The following is a 22924-nucleotide window of genomic DNA, read 5'->3' as shown; positions in this document are numbered from 1 at the left end:
GCACCCACGAGCCGCGTGACGCCCCCCCATGGCCTCATCATCACCCGCGGTCCCCGAGTTTCGCGAGGCCTTCGTCTTCCCCGCCTCATACGCCCAGCGCCGCCTGTGGTTCCTCCACCAGTTCGAGTCCGCGAGCCCCGTCTACAACATCCCCTCGCCCCTCCGACTGGGCTTCGCGCTGAACGTGGAGGCCTTGCGCAAGAGCCTCGACGAGCTGGTCCGCCGCCACGAATCGCTGCGGACCACCTTCACGGCCGTCGACGGCGAGCCCATGCAGGTGGTGGCGCCCTCGCGACAGGTGACGCTGGACCTCACCGACTTGCGCTCGATGCCCGCCGCGCAGCGCGAAGCGGAGGCGCAACGCCTGGCGGCGCTCGATGCCCTGCGCCCGTTCTCCCTCGCCGAGGGTCCGCTGCTGCGCGTCTCGCTGGTGACGCTGGCGGAGGCAGACCACGTGCTGCTCGTGACGATGCACCACATCGTCTCGGACGGCTGGTCCATGGGCGTCTTCCTGCGGGAGCTGGGGGCGCTCTACAACGCGTTCAGCGCGGGCTGGCCCTCGCCCCTGCCGGAGCCGCGGCTCCAGTATGCGGACTACTCCCATTGGCAGCGGGAGCTGCTCCGCGGCGACGTCTACACCCGGCACCTCGAGTATTGGAGGACGCAGCTCGCGGGGGCGCCGCCTCGGCTGGAGCTTCCGACGGACAGGGTGCGTCCGTTGATGCAGGCCCACCGCGGCGCGGGGCACCTGGTGACGCTGGACGCGGACCTCCATGACGGGCTCCGGGCCCTGGGCCAGCGCGCCGGGGCCACGCCGTTCATGGTGATGCTCGCGGCCTTCGATGTCCTCCTGTACCGCGCCACCGGACAGGAGGACCTGGTCGTCGGCACGCCCATCGCCAATCGGGGACGACCCGAGCTGGACGGGTTGATCGGCTTCTTCGTCAACACGCTGGTGCTGCGGACCCAGCTCTCGGGCGCGCTCGGCTTCCAGGACGTCCTGGCGCGCGTCCGCGAGGTGACGCTGGGCGCCTACGCCCACCAGGACATTCCCTTCGAGAAGCTGGTCGAGGAGCTGCAACCCGAGCGCAACCTGGGCAGCAACCCGCTGTTCCAGGTGATGTTCTCGTTCCAGAGCGCGGAGCGTCCCCAGGGCAGCGCATCTCCCGGTGGACCGGAAGCACCTCGGGTACCGACCACGACCTCCAAGTTCGACCTGACGCTGTCGGTGGCGGAGGCGCCGCGCGGGGGGGCGTTCGCGCTGTTCGAGTACGACACGGAGCTGTTCGAGCCGGAGACGGTGACGCGGATGGGCTCGCACTTCCTCGCCCTGCTCCACGCCATCGTCCTTGCGCCGGCGCAACCCATCTCGAGGCTTCCACTCCTGGGCGACGAGGAGCGGCGGCGGCTGTTGGTGGAGTGGAACGACACCACCGTGTCCCGGGAGGAGCCGGGGTTCCTCCACCGCGTCATCGTGGCGCAGGCCGCGCGGACACCGGAGGCGGTGGCGCTCATGGCCGGGCTGGAGCGGGTGACGTACCGGGAGCTCGTGTCCCGCGCGAACCAGCTCGCGCGCTTCCTCGGGCGTCACGGAGTGGGGCCGGAGGTCCGGGTGGGCGTGTGCATGGAGCGTTCGCCGGAGCTGCTCGTCGCGCTGCTGGGCATCCTGCAGGCAGGTGGCGCGTATGTGCCGCTGGACCCGGAGTATCCCTCGGAACGACTGGCCTTCATGCTGGAGGACTCCGCGCCCGCGGTGCTCATCACCCAGGCGAGCCTCGCGTCGACGCTGCCCGGGACGCGTGCCCGCGTGCTCCGCCTGGACACGGAGTGGGCGGAGGTGGCTCGCGAGCAGGACAGCGACCCGGCGCTGCCCGTGCACCCCGCGCAGCTCGCGTATGTCATCTACACCTCCGGCTCCACCGGGCGTCCCAAGGGCGCGATGAACAGCCATGCGGGCATCGCCAACCGCCTGGCCTGGATGCGGCAGGCGTACCGGTTGGACGCGCGCGACAGGATGCTCCACAAGACGCCGACCAGCTTCGACGTGTCGATCACCGAGCTGTTCTGGCCGCTGATGACGGGCGCCACCGTGGTCATCGCGAAGCCCGGAGGGCACCGCGACCCGGGCTACCTCATCGACCTGATGGCCACCGAACGGGTGACCGCCGCGCACTTCGTCCCATCGATGCTGCGCGTGCTGCTGGAGCACCGGGGAGTCGAGCGCTGCGAAGCCCTGCGACAGGTCATCATCAGCGGAGAGGCCGTCACGCCCGACCTGGAGGCGCGCTTCCACGCACGCTTCCGGGCGGAGCTGCACAACCTCTACGGCCCCACCGAAGCGGCGGTGGAGGTGTCCGCGTGGACGTGCCCCCCGGGTGGCAGTGGTGGTCGGGTGCCCATCGGCAAGCCCATCCACAACACCCGGTTGTTCATCCTGGACGCGACGCTGGAGCCCGTTCCCATCGGTCTCCCGGGGGAGCTGTTCATCGGCGGAATCGGCGTGGGACGCGGCTACCTCGGGCACCCCGAGCTGACCGCGGAGCGCTTCATCCCGGACCCGTTCAGCACCGAGCCCGGACAGCGGCTGTATCGCACCGGTGACCGCGCGCGCTTCCGGGCGGATGGGAACATCGACTTCCTGGGGCGACTGGATGACCAGGAGAAGATTCGAGGGTTCCGCATCGAGCTGGGCGAGGTGGAGGCGGCGCTGCGCTCGCATCCGCGCGTGCGCCACGCGGTGGTGATGGCTCGCGAGGTGACGCCGGGCGACAAGCGGCTGGTGGCCTATGTGGTGGGCAACCCCGGGGAGGACCTGCTCGGCGAGCTGCGATGCCACCTGTCGCGCACCTTGCCCGAGCACATGGTGCCCGCCGCCTTCGTGGCGCTGGAGGCCTTGCCGCTGCTGCCCAACGGCAAGCTGGACCGACGCGCGCTGCCGCTCCCTGGAGAGCTCGATACAGCGACGAGGACGGCCTATGTGGCGCCGCGTGGCGCGGTGGAGGAGAAGCTGGCGCACGTGTTCGCGGAGCTGCTCGGCCGCGCGCGCGTCGGGGTCCATGACAACTTCTTCGAGCTGGGGGGACACTCCCTCCTGGCGACGCGCGTGGTGTCGCGCATCCATGACGCCTACGGGGTGGAGGTGCCGCTGCGCCGGCTCTTCGAGACGCCCACCGTGGAGGCGCTCGCGAAGGTGGTGGAGGAACAGGGGGCGACGCCGGTGGCCTCGGCCATTCCCAAGCTGGAGCGGGACACGGAGCTGGCGGACGTCGCCCACCTCTCGGACGCGGAGGTGTCGGCGATGTTGGAGGAGCTGGCCGCGCGCGGGGAGCTGGCGAAATGAGCGCTCCCGCCCTCGCCCAGCTCTCGCCGGATGAGCGCAGAGCCCTGTTGGCGCGGACCCTGCGGGACAAGGGCACGCGCCCCGAGCCTCCGCTCTCCTATGCACAGGCGCGGCTGTGGTTCCTGGATCGTTTCCAGCCTGGGAACCCGACGTACAACCTTCCGGCGGTGACCCGGCTGACGGGGCCCATCGACCTGGCGGTGTTGCAACGCTGCCTGGATGCACTCGTGCAGCGCCATGAATCCCTGCGCACCCTCTTCGCCCTGGTGCGGGGCGAGCCGGTGCAGCGGGTCCTGACTTCGCTTGAGCTGAAGCTGTCCGCGGTGCGCCCTTCTGGCGAGGACGAGGCCACGCGCGCGGCGGAGGCGCGGCGACTGGCGATGGAGGAATGTCGGCGACCGTTCGACCTGGAGCGCGGGCCGCTGCTCCGGATGACGCTCTATTCGTCGAGCGACACCGAGCACCTGCTCGTGCTGGTGCTGCATCACATCATCGCGGATGGCTGGTCGATGCGGGTGTTGTTCGACGAGCTGGCGCGGCTGTACGAGGCCTTCTCGGCGGGACGTCCCTCGCCGCTCCCGGCGCTGCCGCTCCAGTACGTGGACTTCGCGGCGTGGCAGCGGAAGACGCTGCGCGGAGAGGTGCTGGAGGGACACCTGGCGTACTGGCGGAAGCAGCTCGCGTCGGTGCCTGGTCTGTTGGCGCTGCCCACCCATGGGCCACGCCCCCGGGTGGTGGGGCAGCGGGGTGGTCATCACGTCTTCTCGCTCGAGCCCGCGCTGATGGAGCGTTTGGGGGGACTGGGTCGGAGGGAGGGGGCGACGAGCTTCATGGTGCTGCTGTCCGCTTTCGCCACCCTCCTCCATCGGCTCAGTGGCGAGACGGACGTGTGCATCGGCACGCCCATCGCGAACCGGATGCGTCCGGAGCTGGAGGGACTGGTCGGCTTCTTCGCCAACACGCTGGTGCTGCGCGCCGACCTCTCGGGTACGCCGAGCTTCCGGCAGCTCCTGGGGCGGGTCCGGGAGATGACGCTGGGAGCGTTCGCGCATCAGGACCTGCCCTTCGAGAAGCTCGTCGAGGAGCTCCGCCCTGAGCGCAACCTGGGTCACAACCCGTTGTTCCAGGTGATGTTCGTCTTGCAGAACACGGGGCCTCGTGATGCGAGCCGTGCACCGGCGTCCGACACGCCGGCGCTGTATTCGAGCGGCACGGCCAAGTTCGACCTGACCCTCTGTGTGAAGGAGGCGGAGGCCGGGGCTCACGCGTTCTTCGAGTACAACCTGGACCTGTTCGAGGGCGAGATGATCGCCCGCCTCGCGAGCTGCTTCCACGCGCTGCTGTGGGGCATCGCGGAGGAACCCGACAGGACGACGACGTCGCTGCCGCTGCTGGACGCCGAGGCGCGGCGACGAGTCGAGGCAGCGCAGCCGTTGCCGGAGGTGCCGGTCAGGTCGATCGTCGAACGTGTGCACGAGCAGGTGTCCGCGAGAGCGATGAGCCATCCGGAGGCCGTCGCGGTCCAGACCGGTGAGGACGCGCTGAGCTATGGCGAGCTGGTCCACCGCGCGGACCTGGTGGCCCGAGCACTGCGGACGCAGGGAGTCTCGCCGGGAATGTTGGTGGGGCTCTTCGTGGAGCCATCGCCGGAGCTGGTGGTGGCCCAGCTCGGTGTGCTGTGCACAGGAGGAGCGTTCATCCCGCTCGACACGAGCGAGCCCGCGTCTCGACTGGCCGCCACCGTGGAGGCGCTGCGCCCGTCGCACATCCTCTGCCAGCAACATCAGGCCACACGGCTGCAGGGGCTCCCTGGACAGCACATCCTCCTGGAGCATTGCCTGAGCGCTGATGCGCCCCCCGCCGGTGACATGGCACCTCTCGCGGCTGGGACGCGCTCCGCTGGATTCGCACCAGCGAAAGAAGACGATCCCATCCCTGCGATTCGCGACGGGTTCGCTCGCTCCCTGCCACGTCCAGGCCCCGCGGCCCCACCGGCGGCAACACTCGATGGGCTTGCCTGCGTCCTGCCTCGTCCAGGTCCCGAGGGCCGGCCGCTGGGCGTGGTGATGAGCCACGCGGCCCTCGCGGCGGCGTGTCGACTGCCTGACCTGAGGCTGAGCCCCGACGATTGCCTCTCCTTCCCTGAAGGGGCGTGGGACGAAGCCGCGCCCTTCTTGCTGTTGGGCGCGCTCGCCGCCGGTGCCCGGCTCGCGACTCTGTCAGGCGGGCGAAGCCTGACTCCGCGCAAGCTGGCCATGCATCTGCGCGAGCACTCGGTCTCCGTCATCGCGTTGACCACGCCCATGCTCGTGAAGCTGGGCCGTGAGTTCCCCTGGTCCCTCCGCTCCCTCCGACTCGTGTTGTGGACCGGCGGCCCCGACGAGGAGGCCCTGCTGACGAGCTCGCTTCCTCCCGACGTCCTCAGTCGCGTCCTCCACGTGTACGGATGGACAGAAGCCGGCGGAATCGCCGCGCTCCGTCCCGTGGCGGCGCCCTCTCCTTCCGAGCGCCCCGTCACCCGAATCGGTACACCCGTGGCGGGCACCACCCTGCACCTGCTCGACGAAGCCCTGTCCCCCGTTCCCTCGGGCTTCGTCGGGGACCTGTACGTCTCCGGGGAGCAGCTCGCCTCCGGATATCTCTCCTCACCCGAGCGCACCTTCCACAGCGACAACCTGGTGCGAACGGGAGACCTCGCGCGTCGCTTGCCCGACGGAGGGCTCGAGTGGGTGGGTCGACGCGATGGGCGACACCTGCATCGCGGAACACGCCTCGAACTGGGCGAAGTCGAACAGGCCCTGCGTGCACATCCCCAGGTGACGGAAGCCACGGTCGTCATCCAGCCGGGCTCGCGGTTGGTGGCCGCCGTGGTCGCCCCGTCCTCCGAACGCGAAGCCCTCCGACAACACCTCGAGGACCGACTCCCCGACTCCGCCCTGCCCGACTCCTTCCTCTTCCTGGACGCACTGCCACGTGCCCCCACAGAGGAGCACGCACGCCGAGCCCTGCTGACCGAGCTCGAACGTCGAGACAACGCCGGTGCCGCGGCAGCCCCCTACACGGCACCGCGAGACCCCGTGGAGGAGGCCCTCGCCCGCATCTGGGCCCAGGCCTTCAACCTGGAGCGCGTGGGCATCCACGACGACTTCTTCCGCCTGGGTGGACACTCCCTGCTCGCGACCCAGGTCGTGGCGCGCGCATGCGATGCGTTCGGCGTGGACCTGCCCCTGCGTCAGCTCTTCGAGGCGCCCACCATCGCGCAGCTCGCGCGAACCATCGAGCGACTCGGCCACGACTCCGGCCGTCCTCCCCCCATCCGCCCCGCGCCCAGGGACCGCCCGCTCCCGCTCTCCTTCGCGCAGCAGCGCCTCTGGTTCCTCGACCAGTTCGAACCCAACAGCGCCTTCTACAACATCCCCACCTCCTTCCGGATTCGGGCCCCCCTCGACGTGGCCGCGCTCCAGGGGAGCCTGAACGCCCTCGTGCTCCGGCACGAGTCGCTCCGCACCACGTTCACCGTGATGGACCAACAACCGGTCCAGGTCATCGCGCCCCCAGGCAGTGTCGCCCTGCCAGTCGTCGACCTGCGCGCCTGGCCCGAGGCCACGCGAGAACACGAGGCCCAACGACTCGCCGCCCTCGAAGCGCAGCATCCCTTCGACCTCTCACGCGGCCCGCTGCTGCGCGCCCGGCTCCTGCACCTCGCGGACAACGACTACGTCCTGCTCCTCACCGTGCACCACATCGTGGCCGATGCCTGGTCGGCCGACGTGCTCTTCCGTGAGCTGAGCGTCCTCTACGAAGCGGGCCGGACGGGCACACCCGCATCGCTGCCTCCGCTGGAGCTCCAGTACGCGGACTTCGCGGCCTGGCAGCGGCAGTGGCTGACGGGCTCCGTGCTCGAACGTCAGCTCGCCTATTGGAAGGAGCACCTGCGCGGCGCGCCGCCCGTGTTGTCGCTGCCCACGGACAGGGCGCGTCCTCCCGTCCAGGTCTTCCGAGGCGGCCTCCATCCCTTCACCCTGCCCTCCGCGGCCCTGCTGCGCTTCTGCCAGGCGGAGGGCTGCACGTTGTTCATGGGGCTGCTCGCGGCGTTCAACCTGCTGCTCCACCGCTACTCGGGGCAGGACGACCTGGTGGTCGGCTCCCCCATCGCGAACCGGGTGCGTCCCGAGCTGGAGGGGATGATCGGCTTCTTCGCCAACACGCTCCCCATGCGCACCCGCGTCACCGGAGAGGAGAGCTTCCGGCAACTGCTCGCACGCGTCCGCGAGGTGTCGCTCGGCGCCTACGCGCACCAGCACCTGCCCTTCGAGAAGCTGGTCGAGGAGCTGAACCCCGGACGCAACCTCGCGTACAACCCGCTGTTCCAGGTGATGCTCGCCCTGCAGAACACGGGGCGACCCTTGTCCGCGGAGGGCGCGAGACTGGCCTCCGGTGCTCCCGCGATGGGCACGGGCACCGCCAAGTTCGACCTCATCTTGTTCGTCGCGGAGACCTCGGAGTCCCTCCAGGCGAGCCTCGAGTACAACTCGGACCTGTTCGACCCGGAGACCATCTCCGGGATGGCGTCCCACCTGCGCAACCTCCTCGCCTCCGCGCTCGCCACACCGGACCTCCCCGTCGCGCGGCTCCCCATGCTGGACCCGGCGGAACAGGACGCGCTGGCGCGCTGGAATCCGCCCCGTACGCCCGCGCCGGACCTGTGCGTGCACGAGCTGTTCGCGCGGCAGGCCGAGCGCACGCCAGACCTGCGAGCCGTCCTCTTCGGACCCCGCGCCCTGACCTACCGCGAGCTCGATGAGCGCTCGGAGGCCCTGGCCACACGCCTGCGTGGACTCGGCGCCGGGCCTGGGGTCGTCGTCGGAATCTGCCTGGAGCGCTCGCTGGAGATGGTGGTGGCGGTGCTCGCCGTCCTGCGCTCCGGGGCCGCGTACCTGCCGCTGGACCCCCGGTTCCCGAAGGAGCGACTCGCCTTCATGCTCACCGACGCGAAGGTGCCCGTGGTGCTCACCCACCGGGGCACACGCGAGCGGCTCCCCGTCGACCTCGCCCGGCTCGTCGACTGCGAAGAGGAGGACAGCTCACCGCTCCGCCCCATCGCGCCCCAGCCACCCCCGTCACCGGACACGCTGGCGTACGTCATCTTCACCTCCGGCTCCACGGGCACCCCCAAGGGCGTGGCGATGCCGCACCGCCCGCTGGTCAATCTGCTCCACTGGCAGATGGCCCGCTCCCAGCTCCCCCTTGGCGCGAGGACCTTGCAGTTCGCGTCCTTGAGCTTCGACGTGTCCTTCCAGGAGCTGTTCTCCACGTGGTGCGCGGGCGGCACGCTGGTCCTCGTCACGGAGGAGCAGCGCAGGGACCCGGGGGTGCTGTGGCGCCTGCTCGCGACCGAGGACATCCACCGCGTCTTCCTCCCCTACGTCGCGCTCCAGCAGCTCGCGGACCGGGCCCGGGAGCTGGGTGGCACCCCCGCCAGCCTGCGCGAGGTCATCACCGCGGGAGAGCAGCTCCAGATCACTCCGTCCATCGCCCACCTGTTCTCGCGCCTCCAGGCCACGCTGCACAACCAATACGGTCCATCGGAGACCCACGTGGTGAGCGAGCTGACGCTGGAAGGGCCTCCCGCGTCGTGGCCCGCGCTCCCCGCCATCGGTCGCCCCATCCCCAACGCCACGCTCCACGTCCTGGACCGCTGGGGACAACAGCTCCCCGTGGGAGTCCCAGGTGAGCTCCATCTCGGCGGGATGATGCTGGCGCGCGGCTACCTGGGCCGTCCCGACGCGACGGCGGAGAAGTTCATCCCCGGCCCGCCCGACCCATCCTGGCCCGGCGAGCGCCTGTACCGTACAGGCGACCGAGCGCGCTATCTGCGCGACGGCACCGTCCAGTTCCTGGGGCGCGTGGACGAGCAGGTGAAGATTCGCGGCCATCGGGTCGAGCCCGGCGAGGTCGAGGCACGGCTGCGGCAACACCCGGCGGTGAAGGAGGCCGCGGTGACGACCCGGCCCGACGGAGAAGGACGCCCCAGGCTGGTGGCCTTCTTCCAGACGGTGGACGCTCGCGACCTCGCGGCGAACGAGCTGCGCACATGGCTCGGGGCCTCGCTGCCCGAGCACATGGTGCCGTCGGCGTTCGTGCGGATGGATACCCTGCCCCTCACGCCCACCGGCAAACTCAACCGGCGCGCCCTGCCCGACTCCGACGAGGTCCTGCCCGCGACCGCGGACCGCTTCGTCGCGCCAAGGACGCCCGTGGAGGAAGCCCTGGCGAAGCTCTGGACGGAGCTGCTGCGAGTCGCGCGCGTGGGCGTCCACGACGACTTCTTCGAGCTGGGAGGCCACTCGCTGCTCGCGACCCGACTGGTGTCCCGCATCCGCGGTGAGCTGGGGACGGAGCTGCCCCTGCGACGCGTGTTCGAGGCGCCCACCGTCGAGCGGCTCGCGGTGGTCATCGTCCAGACCCGTGCGGATGCAGCGAGTGAGGACGAGGTGGCCCTGCTGCTCGCGGAGCTGGAGGCGCTCCCCGCCGAGGAGGCCCAACGACAGTGGGCGGCACTCCAGGAGGAAGGCCCATGAGCCAGGTCCGGAACGAGGAGACGCCGATGGCTCCCATCGACGTGCGGCGGATGCTGCCCCGCCTGCTGGAGCATCCCTCGCGCGAGGTCATCACCTTCGAGAAGGGCAAGGTCGTCCGCCGAAGCCACGCGCAGGTGCACGAGGACGTCGTGACGACGAGGGCCGCGCTGGAGCGCTGGGGCATCCGCCCGGGCATGCGCGTGGGCCTCCGGGCACCGAACTGCTACGAGTGGCTGGTCCACGACCTGGCGCTGCTCGAGCTTCGCGCCGTCACCGTCGCGTTCCCCGACGACTTCGCCGCGAGACCTCCCGACGAGCTGCTCGAGCGCTACCAGCTCTCCTTGCTCCTGGTCCCTGGAAGGCAACGGGAGGGACACACGAACGCCGCCCTCGCCGCGCTCGATGGCCCCAACGACGGCGTGCGCGCCATCGAGCGAGGCACCGAGCCACCCCCGGAGAGCTTCGACCAGCCCTGGCTCGTCTTCTCGTCGGGCTCCTCGGGGTGGCTGAAGGGGCTCGTCCTCAACCGGCGGGGGGTCGAGGAGAGCCTGGACGCCTTCGTCCGCGCGGCGAGGACCCGCTCCGATGACTCGATGCTGTTGTTCCTGCCCATCTCCAACTTCCAGCAGCGGCTGATGTACTATGCGGCGTTCTGGTACGGGTTCGACCTCATCGTCACGGAGCCCGTCCACCTGTTCCGCGCGATGAAGGAGCTGCGGCCCACCGCGCTGGTGGCCCCGCCCACGCTCTACGAAGCGATCGAGACCCGCTTCGGCAACCTGCCCCGCTCGAAGCAGCTGCTGGCCCGGGTCCTCGGAGGAATCGCCCGGCGTCTGCCCTCCCGGTCCGCGCGCGACGCCATGGCCCGGAGGATCTTCCGCGAGGTCCACGAGACGCTCGGTGGACGCATGCGCTTCATGGTGACGGGGATGGCCCCCACCAAGCGCTCCACGCTGGAGCTGCTCGAGCTGATGCGCCTGCCGGTCTTCGAGACCTACGGCGTCACCGAGTGCGGCTCGGTCTCCCTCAACACCGCCGAGGCCCACCGGCTGGGGAGCGTGGGCCGGCTGCTCCCAGGTCCCAAGGTGGAGCTGGCGCCGGATGGGGAGATCATCGTCCACCGCGAGCACATGTACGCGACCGGCTACTTCGAGTGCGCGGAGGGCGAGAACGAGAAGACCTTCATCGGCGGCAACCGCGTGGCCACCGGTGACGTGGGGCGCTTCGACTCGGAGGGCTACCTGTACCTGGTGGGCCGCAAGAAGGAGATCATCATCACCTCGGGCGGGGAGAAGGTGCATCCGGAGCTGGTGGAGGCGGAGATCGACCGCTGCCCGGAGGTGGCCAAGTCCGTGGTGTTCGGCGGCGGCACCCTGACGTGCCTGGTCGCGGTGGTGCTCCCCAAGAACCCCGACGACGTGGAGGCGAAGCGCCGCATCGAGCGCCACGTGGAGGAAGTGGGAGGACAGCGGCAGTCGCTGCGCGTGGGGCGCGTGGTGTTCGCGCAGGAGGCCTTCACGCGGGAGAACGGGCTTCTGCGCCCGAATCTGAAGTTGGACCGCAAGCGCATCGGCGACGTCTTCCAGACCCAGCTCGACCGCGCCGCGAGCTGAGCACCCCGCAGGACTTCGAGGAGCACCATGACGGGCGACCCGACGTTCGAGGAGAAGGTCATCGCGATGATTGCGCAGGCCGTGCCGCGCCGGTTCCGCAAGGCGGCGATCACACCGGAGCTGAGCCTGCGCAAGGACCTGGGCATCGACTCGCTCGGTGTGGCGAGCCTGCTGTTCCGGCTGGAGGAGACCTTCGGCGTGGCCCTGGACGAGCTCGCCTCGGACGTGGACCTGGGCCGGCTCCACACCGTGCGGGATGCCATCGACATGAGCCGGCGTCTGGTCGAACAGGCTCGCGCGGCTGGCCGCCGGGCGGAGTCGGCATGACGCAAGGCCCTCCACCGCGCATCATCGACGCGCACTGCCACATCGCCTCGGAGCGGTTCATCCCCCGCTCCTTCATCGACGGCGTCGTGGCCAACGGCGTCGCGGCCCTCACCGCGCAGGGCGTGCGCGCCACGCCCCAGAAGCTGGCGAACGCCTACCTCCAGAAGCTCCAGGACCCGCTCTGCGACCAGTTGGTGGCGGAGATGGAGGCCGCGGGCATCGAGCGCGCGGTGCTGCTCGCGGCCGACTACAGCTACGCGCTCACGGACTGTCCGCTCACCGTCGAGGAGACCCTCCTGGCGCACGCCGAGGTGCTGAAGCGCCACCCCGGGAAGCTCGTGGTGTTCGGCGGCGTGGACCCCCGGTGGGGGAAGGACGGAGTGAACCTGTTCGAGCGCTCGCTGGTGGAGTGGGGCTTCAGCGGGTTCAAGGTCTATCCTCCGTGCGGGATGAGCCCCAGCGCGCCGGAGCTGTTCCCCTACTACGAGCTGTGCGCGCACCACCGCGTGCCGGTGGTGGTGCACATCGGGCCCACGTCACCGGTGCTGGCGTTCGACACGTCGACGCCGCTGATGCTGGACCTGGCGGCGCGCTCGTTCCCCACCGTCAACTTCATCCTCGCGCACGGCTCGGTGAGCTACCCCGACGAGTGCGCCATGCTGTGCGCGTACCGGCCCAACGTGTACCTGGATGTCAGCGGCTATCAGAGCCAGTTGAGGACCTCGTCGGACGAGGCCCTGCGGCGCGTGGTGGCTCGCGGCATCAACCACAAGGTCCTCTTCGGCACGGACTGGCCCGTGTTCCGCATGCAGGGGGACCAGCGTGCCTTCGTGGACGTCCTCACCGCCGAGGAGGGCCCGCTGTCACTCATCACCGAGCTGGAGGCCCGCCTGGTCCTCCACGACAACATGGCGCGTCTGCTCGCCGGAGCTGCTGGGAACGCCTCGCACCAGGCCCGTGTCGCAAGCCGTTGACGCTGTCTCCACCCCGGAGGATGGACCATGACCACTGCCCCCGTCGTCGAAAACCTCTCATTGGCGAGCCGAGGTCCGACGCGCCCGCTGATCCTCAGCGACCGCCAGGGCTTCGACCGCCGCTGGTTCGCGCCGAACCTGAAGGCTGTCTACGTCCCCACGCACCCGGAACAGGTGCTCGCCATCGTCAACGAGGCGCTGTCGACCCATGGGCGCAACGTGAAGATCACCTCTGGCCGCCATTGCTACGAGAACTTCGTCTACAACGATGAGACGGCCGCGGTCATCGACATGTCCGCGCTGAACCAGGTCGGCTTCGACAACGCGAGGCAGGCGTACTTCGTCGACGCGGGCTGTGAGAACTGGACCGTCTACCGCACGCTGCTCAACACGTTCGGGAAGACGCTGCCCGCGGGCTCCTGCTACTCGGTGGGCGCGGGCGGGCACATCACCGGTGGGGGCTACGGGCTGCTGTCCCGGCTGCACGGCCTGACGGTGGACCACCTGAGCGCGGTGGACATCGTCACCTGGGACGCGGCCGCGGGCCGGGGGAAGCTGAGCCATGTCTCCGCGTCCAGCGCGGACCCGGACGAGAAGGACCTGTTCTGGGCGCTGCGCGGCGCGGGCGGCGGCAACTTCGGCGTCATCGCGCGGTACTACTTCCAGCAGCTCCCGGACGCACCGGACCACGCCACGCTGTGGACGCTGGCGTGGGACTGGTCCAGCCTGGACCTGACGGCCTTCACGAACCTGCTCGCGGAGTACGCGGACCTGGTGACGACGCTGCCCGACAGCAACTTCACGTTGCTCAAGTTGAACCACGTCGCGGCGAGCCAGGTGGGCATGGTGTTGCAGGTGACGTCCCCGGCCGGGACGAAGCATGACCAGCACCGCAGGCACGCGGAGGACAGCGTGGCGCGCGTCCAGAAGCGCTTCGCGAAGGTCGCCCGGTCCAGACCGCTGGTGAGGCCGCTGGGAGGCCACCCGGGGATGATGACGCACCTGCTGGCCAGCGATGAGGCACAGCACATCACCTACCTGGAGGCGCTCCAGACGCTGAACGGCTCCGGACCCAACCAGTTCGGCAAGTACAAGTCCGCGTACATGAAGAAGGCGTTCCCGGCCGAGCAGGTGACGGTCATCTACGAGTGGCTCCACCGCTACCCCACGGGGATTCCCCAGGCGGAGATGGCTCAGAGCCTGCTGCAGGTGGACAGTTATGGCGGGGCCATCAACCGCTACCCGGCGGACTCGACGCCGGTGCCCCAGCGCAGCTCGCTGATGAAGCTCCAGTACCAGACGTACTGGAACAACGCCTCCAAGCCCGGCGAGGGCCTGATGTCGCCCTTCCGGGAGCAGGCCGAGGCCCATGTGGGGTGGATCAACGGCTTCTACAAGGACGTGTACGCGGCGTACGGCGGGACACCCAATCCCACGCGGGACTCCACGGGCACGGTGGACGGCTGCTACTACAACTACCCGGATGAGGTGCTGGGCACCCATGCCCAGGGCAACGTGGACCAGGCCCTGTGGCTGTACTTCCTCCAGAACTTCCGCCAGGCGCCGCGCAACCTGGTCAAGGTGAAGCGCCGCTGGGACCCGACCAACTACTTCCATCACGCCCAGTCGATTCCCGTGAGCTGATTCGCATCCCGGATGAAGACCTCCGGCTGGTAGTGGAACGTGTGCCGAGCCCTGGCCGTAGTGAAGGCCCAGCGAATGGGAACGCGGTGGCGGTTGGCATCGCGTTCCCAGGCGCGAGTCCTGTGGCGCAAGGCTTCGACTCAAGCGACCCGCAAGTGTCCCAGGCGCTGACGCAAGACGAGGCTCACCTCGATTTCAGCCTGGTTGAGCCAGCTGCCGTGCACCGGTGTGTAGTGGACGCAGAAGCGGTTCCAAAGGCGCAAGCCCTTCTTTCACTCGAAGCGACGTGTCAGCGAGAAGTGCGTGTGGCTGGTGTTAATGCGCACGCTATTTGATGGTTCACGGCGTTCCACGGACCGGCTCGTTGATGGGCACCTTCAGCAAGCGTACGGAACCACTGGAGTCCATCACGAGCGTGCGCGACCGGGTGTCACCGCCGATGATGAGCGCGTCTTGAGGCGATTCCCCTGAGGGAATCGACGGTTGCAGCCTGAGCCGGAGCACGAGGCGGCTCAAGGCTGCCCGGAGGGCACCGCCGCCAGGCGGCCGTAGGGCTTTGAACCGACTCGGGATTCCGGCGTCCATCAGCTAGTCGGCGCACCCGCCCATCAACAAGCGCGCTCGGTAACAGGCTGGTGAGGTTGTCCAGCACGAGATGATTCTTCCATGCTATGGGGTAGCAGTGCGTCAGGTCCCGCACTGGAGTTGGAGTTACACCGGTCTTGTTGAGTCCTGGCGACTTGGTGGGTCAAGCCGCAGTTCGGTACCTCCTCATAGTTGGCAGGAGACTGGTAGCCGAGGGCGGAATTCCTCCGGCGCAGGTTGTACCAGCCCTCGATGTACTGGAAGACGGCCATCCTGGCCTCTGAGTGAGTGCGGAAGGTCCGTCGGTCGAGCAGTTCGCACTCAAGGCTCGCGAAGAGGGATTCGCACAGCGCGGTGTCGCACGCGTCGCTGACGCTCCCCATGGAGGGACGGGGTCGTGTCCCTATAAGTGTGTAGTCGGCGAGCAGGGACGAGCGGGAAAGAGGGAAGCTCCTCGGTGAAACCAACCGAGACGGTCTCCCCCTGGCAGGGGAGCCGAGGAGTCCCCTGAAGTGGACGATACCGAGTTTGCCGCGCTCTCGCACGAGGAGGTGCGCACCGACGAGGGAAGCGTGAACACGCCTCACCTGCCCAGCGCGGCGACGAGTCGAGCCACGTAGGCGACGTCGGCGCCCGCAGGGAGCCGCAGCCGTGCTCCGCTGGCCAGCACCACCTCGAGCAGCGCGGACTCGGCGGTGCGATGGCCGAGACCTCCACCGGCAGCAGGCGAACTGCCGGGGTCCACTGGGCGCGCTGGCGTCGGCGCCGGCACACCCACGACTGCAGCGTGCTCAGCCTCAATCCTCGCTGCGTGGAGAATTCCTTCTGCGTCAGGCCGCTCGCATCGAACGCTTCGGCGACCTGGAGCCACTCCTGCTTCTCAACCTGTTTCGACATTCCGGCCAGGGTCCACCACGACGGCTTCCCCGGCAATGCCTCCCAGCACATCGCTCGTCGGACAGTTACGGACTGGTGGTGGCGTCGCCAGCGACTCCACTCCGGGACATGTGCAATCGGAGCCGCCACTACACCACAGGAGGCCTACCAGAAACATACGCTCGTCATTGCCAACCGCAGCCCCCCATAAATATCGAATACCACACCAGTCGTTCTACCCAACAACGCAACTGGGTTCAGGCCATCCCACCCGAGTCCCAACCAACCCACTCGGAATCTCCATTCTTCAAGGCGGCCTTGCGCCAAGACAGAACCAGCGCATACCGTTCAAGCCCTAACACTCCTTCCCCAAAGCACACCAATGCACTTCAGAGTCAGGCCGCAGAATGGACGATACGACACCCCAGGCACCCCCAGCCAAGTCCCCTGCATCTACTTGCTCAAGGATCGCTGGGATGACTACAACTACACCACATCATTCATCACATACTTCTTCGACGCACACGGGAGGCGCTACGATCTAGGAACAACCAAGATCCTCGACACTACAGGCCAAAACAATACTGTCCTCCCTGAAACCTTCAACAACCTACCTGAACACTACTGCTCGCTCGGACAATCACTCGAGTACTACGAGAACTGGTTCGCACTAGGAATAGAGACTGCAACCCAGGCACTCAGTGCTCTTCGAGATGTCGTCGCACACCCCGAAATAGGACAACTACATGAACACAGAGAGGGCTTTCAAAGCTCTCTGCTAAGATTTTCTGAGGCAGCCAAGGCATACCGCGAAGCCGGCATACATTTTGGACGAATCCCACTCACGGACTCGGGTTTTGATTTCTCATTTCGCTGCCGTCTGGATGGATTCACCGCCGATCACGAGATTCTTTTTGACTTTACCAAGAAGGACGCGCATCCGCACCGCCTTACGGCGTTCGTCGGGAAAAATGGGACAGGGAAAAGCGGAGTACTATCTCGACTTGCCGGGGCGCTAAGTGGTCTACAGCGAGATGCAGGAAGTTTCACTCCTGGAAGGCCACAATTCAGCAGAACCATCTGTCTGTCCTACAGTGTTTTCCAGCCATTCGACGTCCCCACGGAAAATTCCACAAGCTATCGTTACTGTGGCCTAAAGGATCGACACGGGCAAATAAATACAAACAGTCTCAATATGAGAACCCTGGAGTCCATTCAGATCATCTGGTCCCAAGGAAGAAGCCTGCAATGGCTAAATCTAATGCAACTTGAGGACATTTTCGCAGGAAACCTGCCCTTCAGTCTCGGCGAAAACACTAGCCCACTCCTGAGCGAAATCACAACCGCGCTAACATATCTCAGTTCAGGCCAGCGCATTGTGGTCTCGATTCTCTCCGATCTGCTCGAGCATATTACCAAGCAATCTCTCGTCCTTCTTGACGAGCCCGAAATCTATCTTCACCCGACACTTCTTTCCACTCTACTCCGGCTTCTTCACTCACTACTTGACGAGCATGACTCATACGCAATCATCGCCACACATTCACCAATTGTAATCCAAGAGATCCCAGCCCGCTCTGTCCGCGTCTTTACTCGCGAAGGCATGCACCCACTCCAAACCCAATTGCCCATTGAATCACTCGGGGAGAACCTGACCGACCTAGTCGACGTCGTCTTCGCAATGAATGAAGACGACAAGAATTACAAAAACATCCTTCGCGACCTAAAGTCACAACACAGCTACGAGGAAATACTCGAACTCTTCGATGGGAGACTCAGCCTTAACGCCAGGATGTTTCTGAAAAACGCCTAACCCATCACCACCATGCTCAAGCTCAACATCTGCTCAAGCACAGCCATTGGCAATTACGACTCAATAACAAGCGACAAACATGAACCCCGCAAAGGGCGACTTCGAATCCTTCGCACAATTATAGACGGGTGCTACACGGCCTACATGTCTGCAGCACCGCACTTCCATACATTGACACCCATTCAGGCTTCCGCAGAGAATACCCAGGACTTACTGCATTGCTACGATGTGCCCACTCAAAGCCTCAATAGACTCAAAACAAACATCAAGTCCGCACAACCAGCACTGCAACGCGCATTTTGTCCATATTGCGGAATTAACTCCCCCAATACTTTCGAGCACTATCTACCACAAGTAGACCACCCTGAATTCTCGGTATGCCAGTACAACCTCGTCCCTGCTTGCGGAGAGTGCAACTCCCAAAAAGGCACAACTTGGAAGAATGCCACCGGCCGCGAAATAATTCACTACTATTTTGATGATCTACCCTATCAATCCAAATGGCTATTCGCCAAGGTCGACCTTCAACAAAACGAACCCACTGTCGAATTCACACTCAAACTCCCACTCGTGCTCAATCCAGATGTCTTCAACCTCATTCGCAGCCACTACGCCAAGCTAAATCTCCTTGAGCGCTACAAGGCACGGTCTGTTGAAGCATTTTCCGACGCGCTCGGGGGGAATCGAGGCACATTATCGGAATCCGACTTGTCGGAGCTGTATCGTGCACGGGCGACCGACTACGCCCGAGATTTTGGCCGAAACTACTGGAAGGCAGCCATCTACTTGGCAATGGCCGAGAGCCAGGACTTTATTAAGTTCGCAGGGACCACTCTTCGCTCTGCAGCATAGTCTAAACCAGGGCTCGTCGGGCGCATTCGTCGAGGCATGCGCTTCTCTGTAAATATGTGAGGCCTCCTGAGAAGCTGCGACAAGCCCGGCGTGCGAGTACGCCACCTCAGTGGTCACCCAAAACCGGCCAATGAAGGTCCCCTGAAAAGCGGCCAAAGCGGAGGGCCGAGACGTTGGCGCCCGGGTAGGACGTGGAGTCCGCCTGGGGGATGGGCAAGTCTTGAGGGACAAGAAGCAGCAGCAGGTCATCGCCCTGGGTCGGTTGGGCTGGAGCCTGAGACGAATCGAGGAGGCGACGGGGGTCCGCCGTGAGACGGCCAGCGGCTACCTGAAGGCCGCGGGAGTGGGAGTGCGTCCGCCGCGCCGGTGGGGCAAGACAAAACCAGCCAACGAGGGGACCACCGACGGCGCGCCACGCGAGCGACGAGCCCTCCTCGGGAGCCAAACCGGCCAATGAGGGGACCACCGACGGCGCGCCACGCAGCCGCGCGTATCCGTCCGGTCAGTGACGTGGTGTAAGCCGCATCCCTCTAAACATCTTCGCGAAACAAGGGGGCACAGCTACCGGACGCTGCTGAGCTCGGCGACGCGCGCCTGGATCCACGGCAGGAAGCTGGAGACCTGCGTGTAGACCCCAGGAAACCCTGGTCTCGCGCAGCCCACGCCGAAGCTCGTGATGCCGTGGAGCACGTACTTCGTCCCGGACTTCACGACCAGTGGTCCCCCGCTGTCTCCCTGGCACGCGTCCTTGCCCCCCTGCGCGTACCCGGCGCCCAACATCGTGGGGCCGTCGATCTCGATACCTTGCGTGCGATAGCTCTGCGCCAGGGCTCGGTCACCGACGATGGGAACACCGACCTGCAGCAGGATGCTGGAAGAGTCATAGCCCCCCTCTCGCGTCAGGCCCCAGCCCGCGATGGACGCCATCGTGCCCTCCGCGAGCTCCGCGCCCACGGCCGGAAGACACACGGCCTGGATGCTCAGCGCGTCGGAGAGGGACACCACGGCGGAGAGGTTGGGACGCTGGGGCACGGCGGGCTCGCCACACGTTCCCCCGATGCGGATGGGGTGCTCCAGCTTGAGGACGGCGAGGTCGTTCTTCGTCGTGTCCGGGTCGTACCGCGGATGAGAGGTATCCGTCCGGTCAGCGACGTGGCGTGAGCAGTTGAAGATGGACGAGGTCCGTGCCCGACGGATGCCGGGACCAGAGGGCTGTTCAGCGCGAGGGTTGGAGATGTGACTCGGGCGGACCGGTGGTCTGCCGACGCTTCCACTCGTGCGGCAACAGCTCCGCGATGCGCGCGTTGGGATGCGTCTGGACGCGGAGCAGGACGTCGGCCAGGTACGTCTCGGGGTTGACGCCGTTGGCCTCGCAGGTGGCCACCAGGGCGTAGAGGCCCGCGAGGTTCTCACCCGCGGCCTCGTGCCCGACGAAGAGAAAGTTCTTCCTGCCCAGGGCCGCTTTTCTCAGCGCCGCCTCCGAGCGGTTGTTGTCCAAAGGCAGTCGCGCGTCCTCGACGAAGCGCGTCAGCGCGTCCCATTGCTTCGCTGCGTAGGAGAGGGCCTGCCCCATGGGACTCTTCGGCGGGTGGAGCGGCGTCTGGACTGCGAGCCACGTCGACAGACGCGCGAGAATGCGAGTGCTGGACTCCTGGCGCAGCGCTCGGTGCGCGGCGGTGCCCACGAGGCCTGCGTCCCGCGCCTGGGCTTCCATGCGGTAGAGCTCGAGGATGAGGTCCATCGCCTCCCGGGCCTCAGGCGCGGTGGACAGCGCCTCGAAGAAGCGACGACGCAGGTGGGCCCAGCAGCCGACGCGAGTGCGGCCCTCCGGCAGCGTCACCGCGTTGTAGCCGGTGTACCCGTCCACCACGAGCGCGCCCGTGGTGCCTCCCAGCACGTCCTTGGGCGTCTTGCCCGCGCGGCCCAGGCTGAAGCGGTAGCCGATGAGCCACTCGCCCTGGGGCGTCTGGGTGAGGAATGTCCACAGGTAGCCCCGGCGCGTCTTCTTCACGTCCAGTACGCGCAGTGGCGTCTCGTCGGCCCACACCACCTCCGCAGAGGCGATGCACTGCAGCAGGTGCGAGGACAACGGCAGCAGCACCTCGGCGGACTGGTGGAAGAGGTCCGTCAGCGTGCTGCGGCTCATGGGGACGCCGCCGCGCTCCATCCGCTGGGCCAGCCGGTGCAAGGGCATGGCGTCCGCGCACTTGGAGACCACGACGTGCGCCAGCAGGCCCGGCCCGTACTCGCCCTTGTCCACCACCTTGGGCGGCGCGGGCGCGGTGACGACGCCTCGGCCGCAGGCGCACGCCAAGGCCTCTTGCACGTGCACCTGCTTCTCGAAGAAGGCCGGCACGTACTCGTACACCACCGTCCGGCGCCCCTCTCCCAGGGACTTGAGGGCCTCGCTGCCACACGCCGGGCAGCGCCGCCCCTCGGCGGGCACCTCGTGCAGGACTTCGCGCTCCACGGCCCCGGCGGCCTTACGGGCCGCGCGCTCGCGTCGCGTCTGCAGTGCGCTCGCGGCCCGGGCCGCCTCGTCTTCCGGGCTGGTGGACGACGGCTTCAACTCCTTGGCCACCGGAGGCAGCTTCTCCGTCTTGCGGCCGAAGACGCGCCGCTCCAGCGCCGCCATCTTCGCCTCCAGCGACATCATCCGCTCGCGAAGCTCCTCGGCCTCCTCACGCCAGGGACAGAAGTGGTCTTGGGGCAGCTCGCGTGGCACCTGATGCCAACACCTCGCCGCGCCACGGCCTGTCGTCACGCTACGAGGACGTGCGCCCAGGTGGCGTCCAGGCGGGCGAGCGTTTGACGTCGGCGACGTCCATGCCGTCCAGCAGCATCGCCAACTGCGTCGCGTCCAACTGCACTGCGCTCGCGTCGGCGTCCACCTTGGGCAACCGGAAGCGGCCCGTCTCCAGCCGTTTGTACAGCAGTACGAAGCCTCCCCGGCTCCACGTCAGCACCTTGATGCGGTCGCCCCGCCTCGAGACGAAGGCGAAGAGGTGGCCGAAGTAGACGTCCTCGCCCCAGGCGGACTTCACCAGCGCCATGAGGCCGTCAATCGACTTGCGCTTATGCGGCGCACCGCATAAGCGCAATTATGCCGAGTCCGGCGTTATGCGGAGTTGAGGGGTATGCCGCGCCGCCCACGGTCGATCCGACCTAGCGTGTCGAGGCCATGAGACCCTTGGCCAACTCCGCATAATCGTGAGCTTCCTTTGCTGCCACCCGCCACTCCGGCGGATGCAAAGGAGACCTCATGCTCAGCGATTACTTCGAAGCGCCGTGGCGGCTCGCGCGGATGCGCGCCACCTGCGTCGGGCCGTACATCGACGGCTTCTCGATGGCACTCACCGACGCAGGCTACTCGCCCTTCACAATTCGCGGCTACCTCCGCGCTGCCGACCACTTCGGACGATGGGCCGATCTCCGCGACGTCGTCATCACGTCCTGGGACGACGATGTTGGGGTGCGCTTTGGTCGTCATCTCCCGCGCTGCAAGTGCACCAAGGGTAACCAGGGCATCTTCAAGAATGCCCTGGTCGGAGTTCGCCTGCTGTTGGCCTACCTGCGCGCGTGCGAAGTGCTCGCGCCAGCGAAACCGACACCGGCCACGCCGAAGCTCGCGTCGCTCTCGGAGCGGTTCGCGGACTGGATGGTGCGGCATCGTGGGGTCGCGCCCAGCACCACGGCTCGCTACCAGCGCATGCTGCAACCGTTCCTCGGCTGTTGCTGAGCGAAGTGGTTGATGGAGAGCGCGGTCGCGACGAGCGCGTTGGTTGCCGGGAAGGGATGTTGCAGGCCGTGCGGAGTCCAGCAGCGAGCCGGATTCTGGCGCGCCACGCTGCGTGAGGTAATCCACGGGGCTCAGAGAGGACGGGGCGCGGCGGTGTTCGCCAGCTCGCGTGAGAGAAAGGTGACCTGGAGCGTGCGGCAACACGCTCACAGGTCGAGCGCCCCGCTCAACGTGTGAGAGAGAAGCGAGGCCCCCAAGAAGTCGTACGGACGCGCGTCGGCGTCAAGTCCTGGGCTGCACAGCTGCCGTCCGTCTCGGCGGTACGTCCGGCGAGCTGCGCCGCGTGCGGCGCGGCGAGCCGCCCTGTGGGAGGGCCTCTGGGGCTTCATGGGCACGGAAGCCGGAGCCGCCAGGTACGCGGGCCACTGGAGGTTGGCGCGTCGCCCGTCCTCGTGGAGCTGCGCGTGCGACGCTACCGCTGCCGTAGGTGTGGCGTGTCGCAGACAGTCGTTCCCTCTCAGGTGCTGGCCAGGAAGCTGTATTCGCTCGCGGCCGTCGCCTGGGCGCTCGCCCTGTGGGG

At 67.2% G+C, this 22924-nt stretch carries 13 protein-coding genes and 1 pseudogene; 10 read left to right on the top strand and 4 right to left on the bottom strand.

The genetic code is table 11. The features are described 5' to 3' along the window. Positions 1-28 precede the first annotated feature (28 nt). Genes FL311_RS05860 through FL311_RS05835 form a run of 6 tightly spaced genes read left to right on the top strand, consistent with a single transcriptional unit; the run spans position 29 to position 14479 of the window. Entirely contained in the window at positions 29-3340 is a 3312-nt protein-coding gene (locus FL311_RS05860) for a non-ribosomal peptide synthetase (protein WP_141323946.1), read from the top strand. Continuing rightward, positions 3337-9921: a non-ribosomal peptide synthetase gene (locus FL311_RS05855; protein WP_141323945.1), complete on the top strand. Its 6585-nt coding sequence runs from the start codon at positions 3337-3339 to the stop codon at positions 9919-9921. Before FL311_RS05860 ends, FL311_RS05855 begins: the two co-directional genes overlap by 4 nt. Further along, positions 9918-11534: an AMP-binding protein gene (locus FL311_RS05850; protein ID WP_141323944.1), complete on the top strand. Its 1617-nt coding sequence runs from the start codon at positions 9918-9920 to the stop codon at positions 11532-11534. The genes FL311_RS05855 and FL311_RS05850 overlap by 4 nt, the downstream gene beginning before the upstream one ends. 27 nt (positions 11535-11561) lie before the next feature. Further along, a complete protein-coding gene (locus FL311_RS05845) occupies positions 11562-11861 on the top strand; it encodes an acyl carrier protein (protein ID WP_141323943.1) in 300 nt (99 codons plus the stop codon). Further along, the gene (locus tag FL311_RS05840; RefSeq protein ID WP_141323942.1) at positions 11858-12835 is read left to right on the top strand and encodes an amidohydrolase family protein; all 978 of its coding nucleotides are present in this window, start codon (positions 11858-11860) and stop codon (positions 12833-12835) included. The genes FL311_RS05845 and FL311_RS05840 overlap by 4 nt, the downstream gene beginning before the upstream one ends. A 27-nt stretch (positions 12836-12862) precedes the next feature. Then, complete coding sequence (locus FL311_RS05835) at positions 12863-14479, top strand: FAD-binding protein (protein ID WP_141323941.1); 1617 nt, start codon at positions 12863-12865, stop codon at positions 14477-14479. 767 nt (positions 14480-15246) lie between these two features. Here FL311_RS05835 and FL311_RS05830 read toward each other — a convergent pair. Continuing rightward, positions 15247-15456 (bottom strand): annotated as a pseudogene (locus tag FL311_RS05830) (IS3 family transposase); the annotation flags it as partial. Between the two features lie 941 nt (positions 15457-16397). Between FL311_RS05830 and FL311_RS05820 the strand changes: the two are divergent. Both FL311_RS05820 and FL311_RS05815 read left to right on the top strand, forming a co-directional pair. Beyond that, positions 16398-17753, top strand: coding sequence for an AAA family ATPase (locus FL311_RS05820; RefSeq protein WP_194869072.1), 1356 nt, complete (start codon positions 16398-16400; stop codon positions 17751-17753). A 144-nt stretch (positions 17754-17897) separates the two neighbouring features. Continuing rightward, positions 17898-18605: an HNH endonuclease gene (locus FL311_RS05815; protein WP_141323939.1), complete on the top strand. Its 708-nt coding sequence runs from the start codon at positions 17898-17900 to the stop codon at positions 18603-18605. 561 nt (positions 18606-19166) lie between these two features. Here the strand turns inward: FL311_RS05815 and FL311_RS05810 are convergent. The 3 genes from FL311_RS05810 to tnpB form a co-directional block, all read right to left on the bottom strand. After that, positions 19167-19778, bottom strand: a complete 612-nt coding sequence (locus tag FL311_RS05810) for a serine protease (protein WP_228556694.1) — start codon at positions 19776-19778, stop codon at positions 19167-19169. A gap of 43 nt (positions 19779-19821) precedes the next feature. Beyond that, positions 19822-21261 (bottom strand): IS66 family transposase, encoded by a 1440-nt coding sequence (locus FL311_RS05805; protein ID WP_141323972.1) that lies wholly within the window; start codon positions 21259-21261, stop codon positions 19822-19824. Between the two features lie 109 nt (positions 21262-21370). Continuing rightward, positions 21371-21706, bottom strand: a complete 336-nt coding sequence (gene tnpB / locus FL311_RS05800; protein ID WP_228556690.1) for an IS66 family insertion sequence element accessory protein TnpB — start codon at positions 21704-21706, stop codon at positions 21371-21373. A 161-nt stretch (positions 21707-21867) separates the two neighbouring features. Between tnpB and FL311_RS05795 the strand changes: the two genes are divergently transcribed. Both FL311_RS05795 and FL311_RS46245 read left to right on the top strand, forming a co-directional pair. Beyond that, complete coding sequence (locus tag FL311_RS05795) at positions 21868-22344, top strand: hypothetical protein (protein ID WP_141323937.1); 477 nt, start codon at positions 21868-21870, stop codon at positions 22342-22344. Positions 22345-22577: 233 nt separating this feature from the next. Further along, positions 22578-22924: transposase family protein (locus FL311_RS46245; RefSeq protein ID WP_194869071.1), on the top strand; the 347-nt coding region annotated here is incomplete at its 3' end.

The sequence above is a fragment of the Myxococcus sp. AB025B genome (genome assembly GCF_006518215.1).
GTDB classification, from domain to species: domain Bacteria; phylum Myxococcota; class Myxococcia; order Myxococcales; family Myxococcaceae; genus Myxococcus; species Myxococcus fulvus.
The sequence above is the reverse complement of the archived record's forward strand: the minus strand, read 5'-3'. Positions and strand labels throughout refer to the sequence as shown.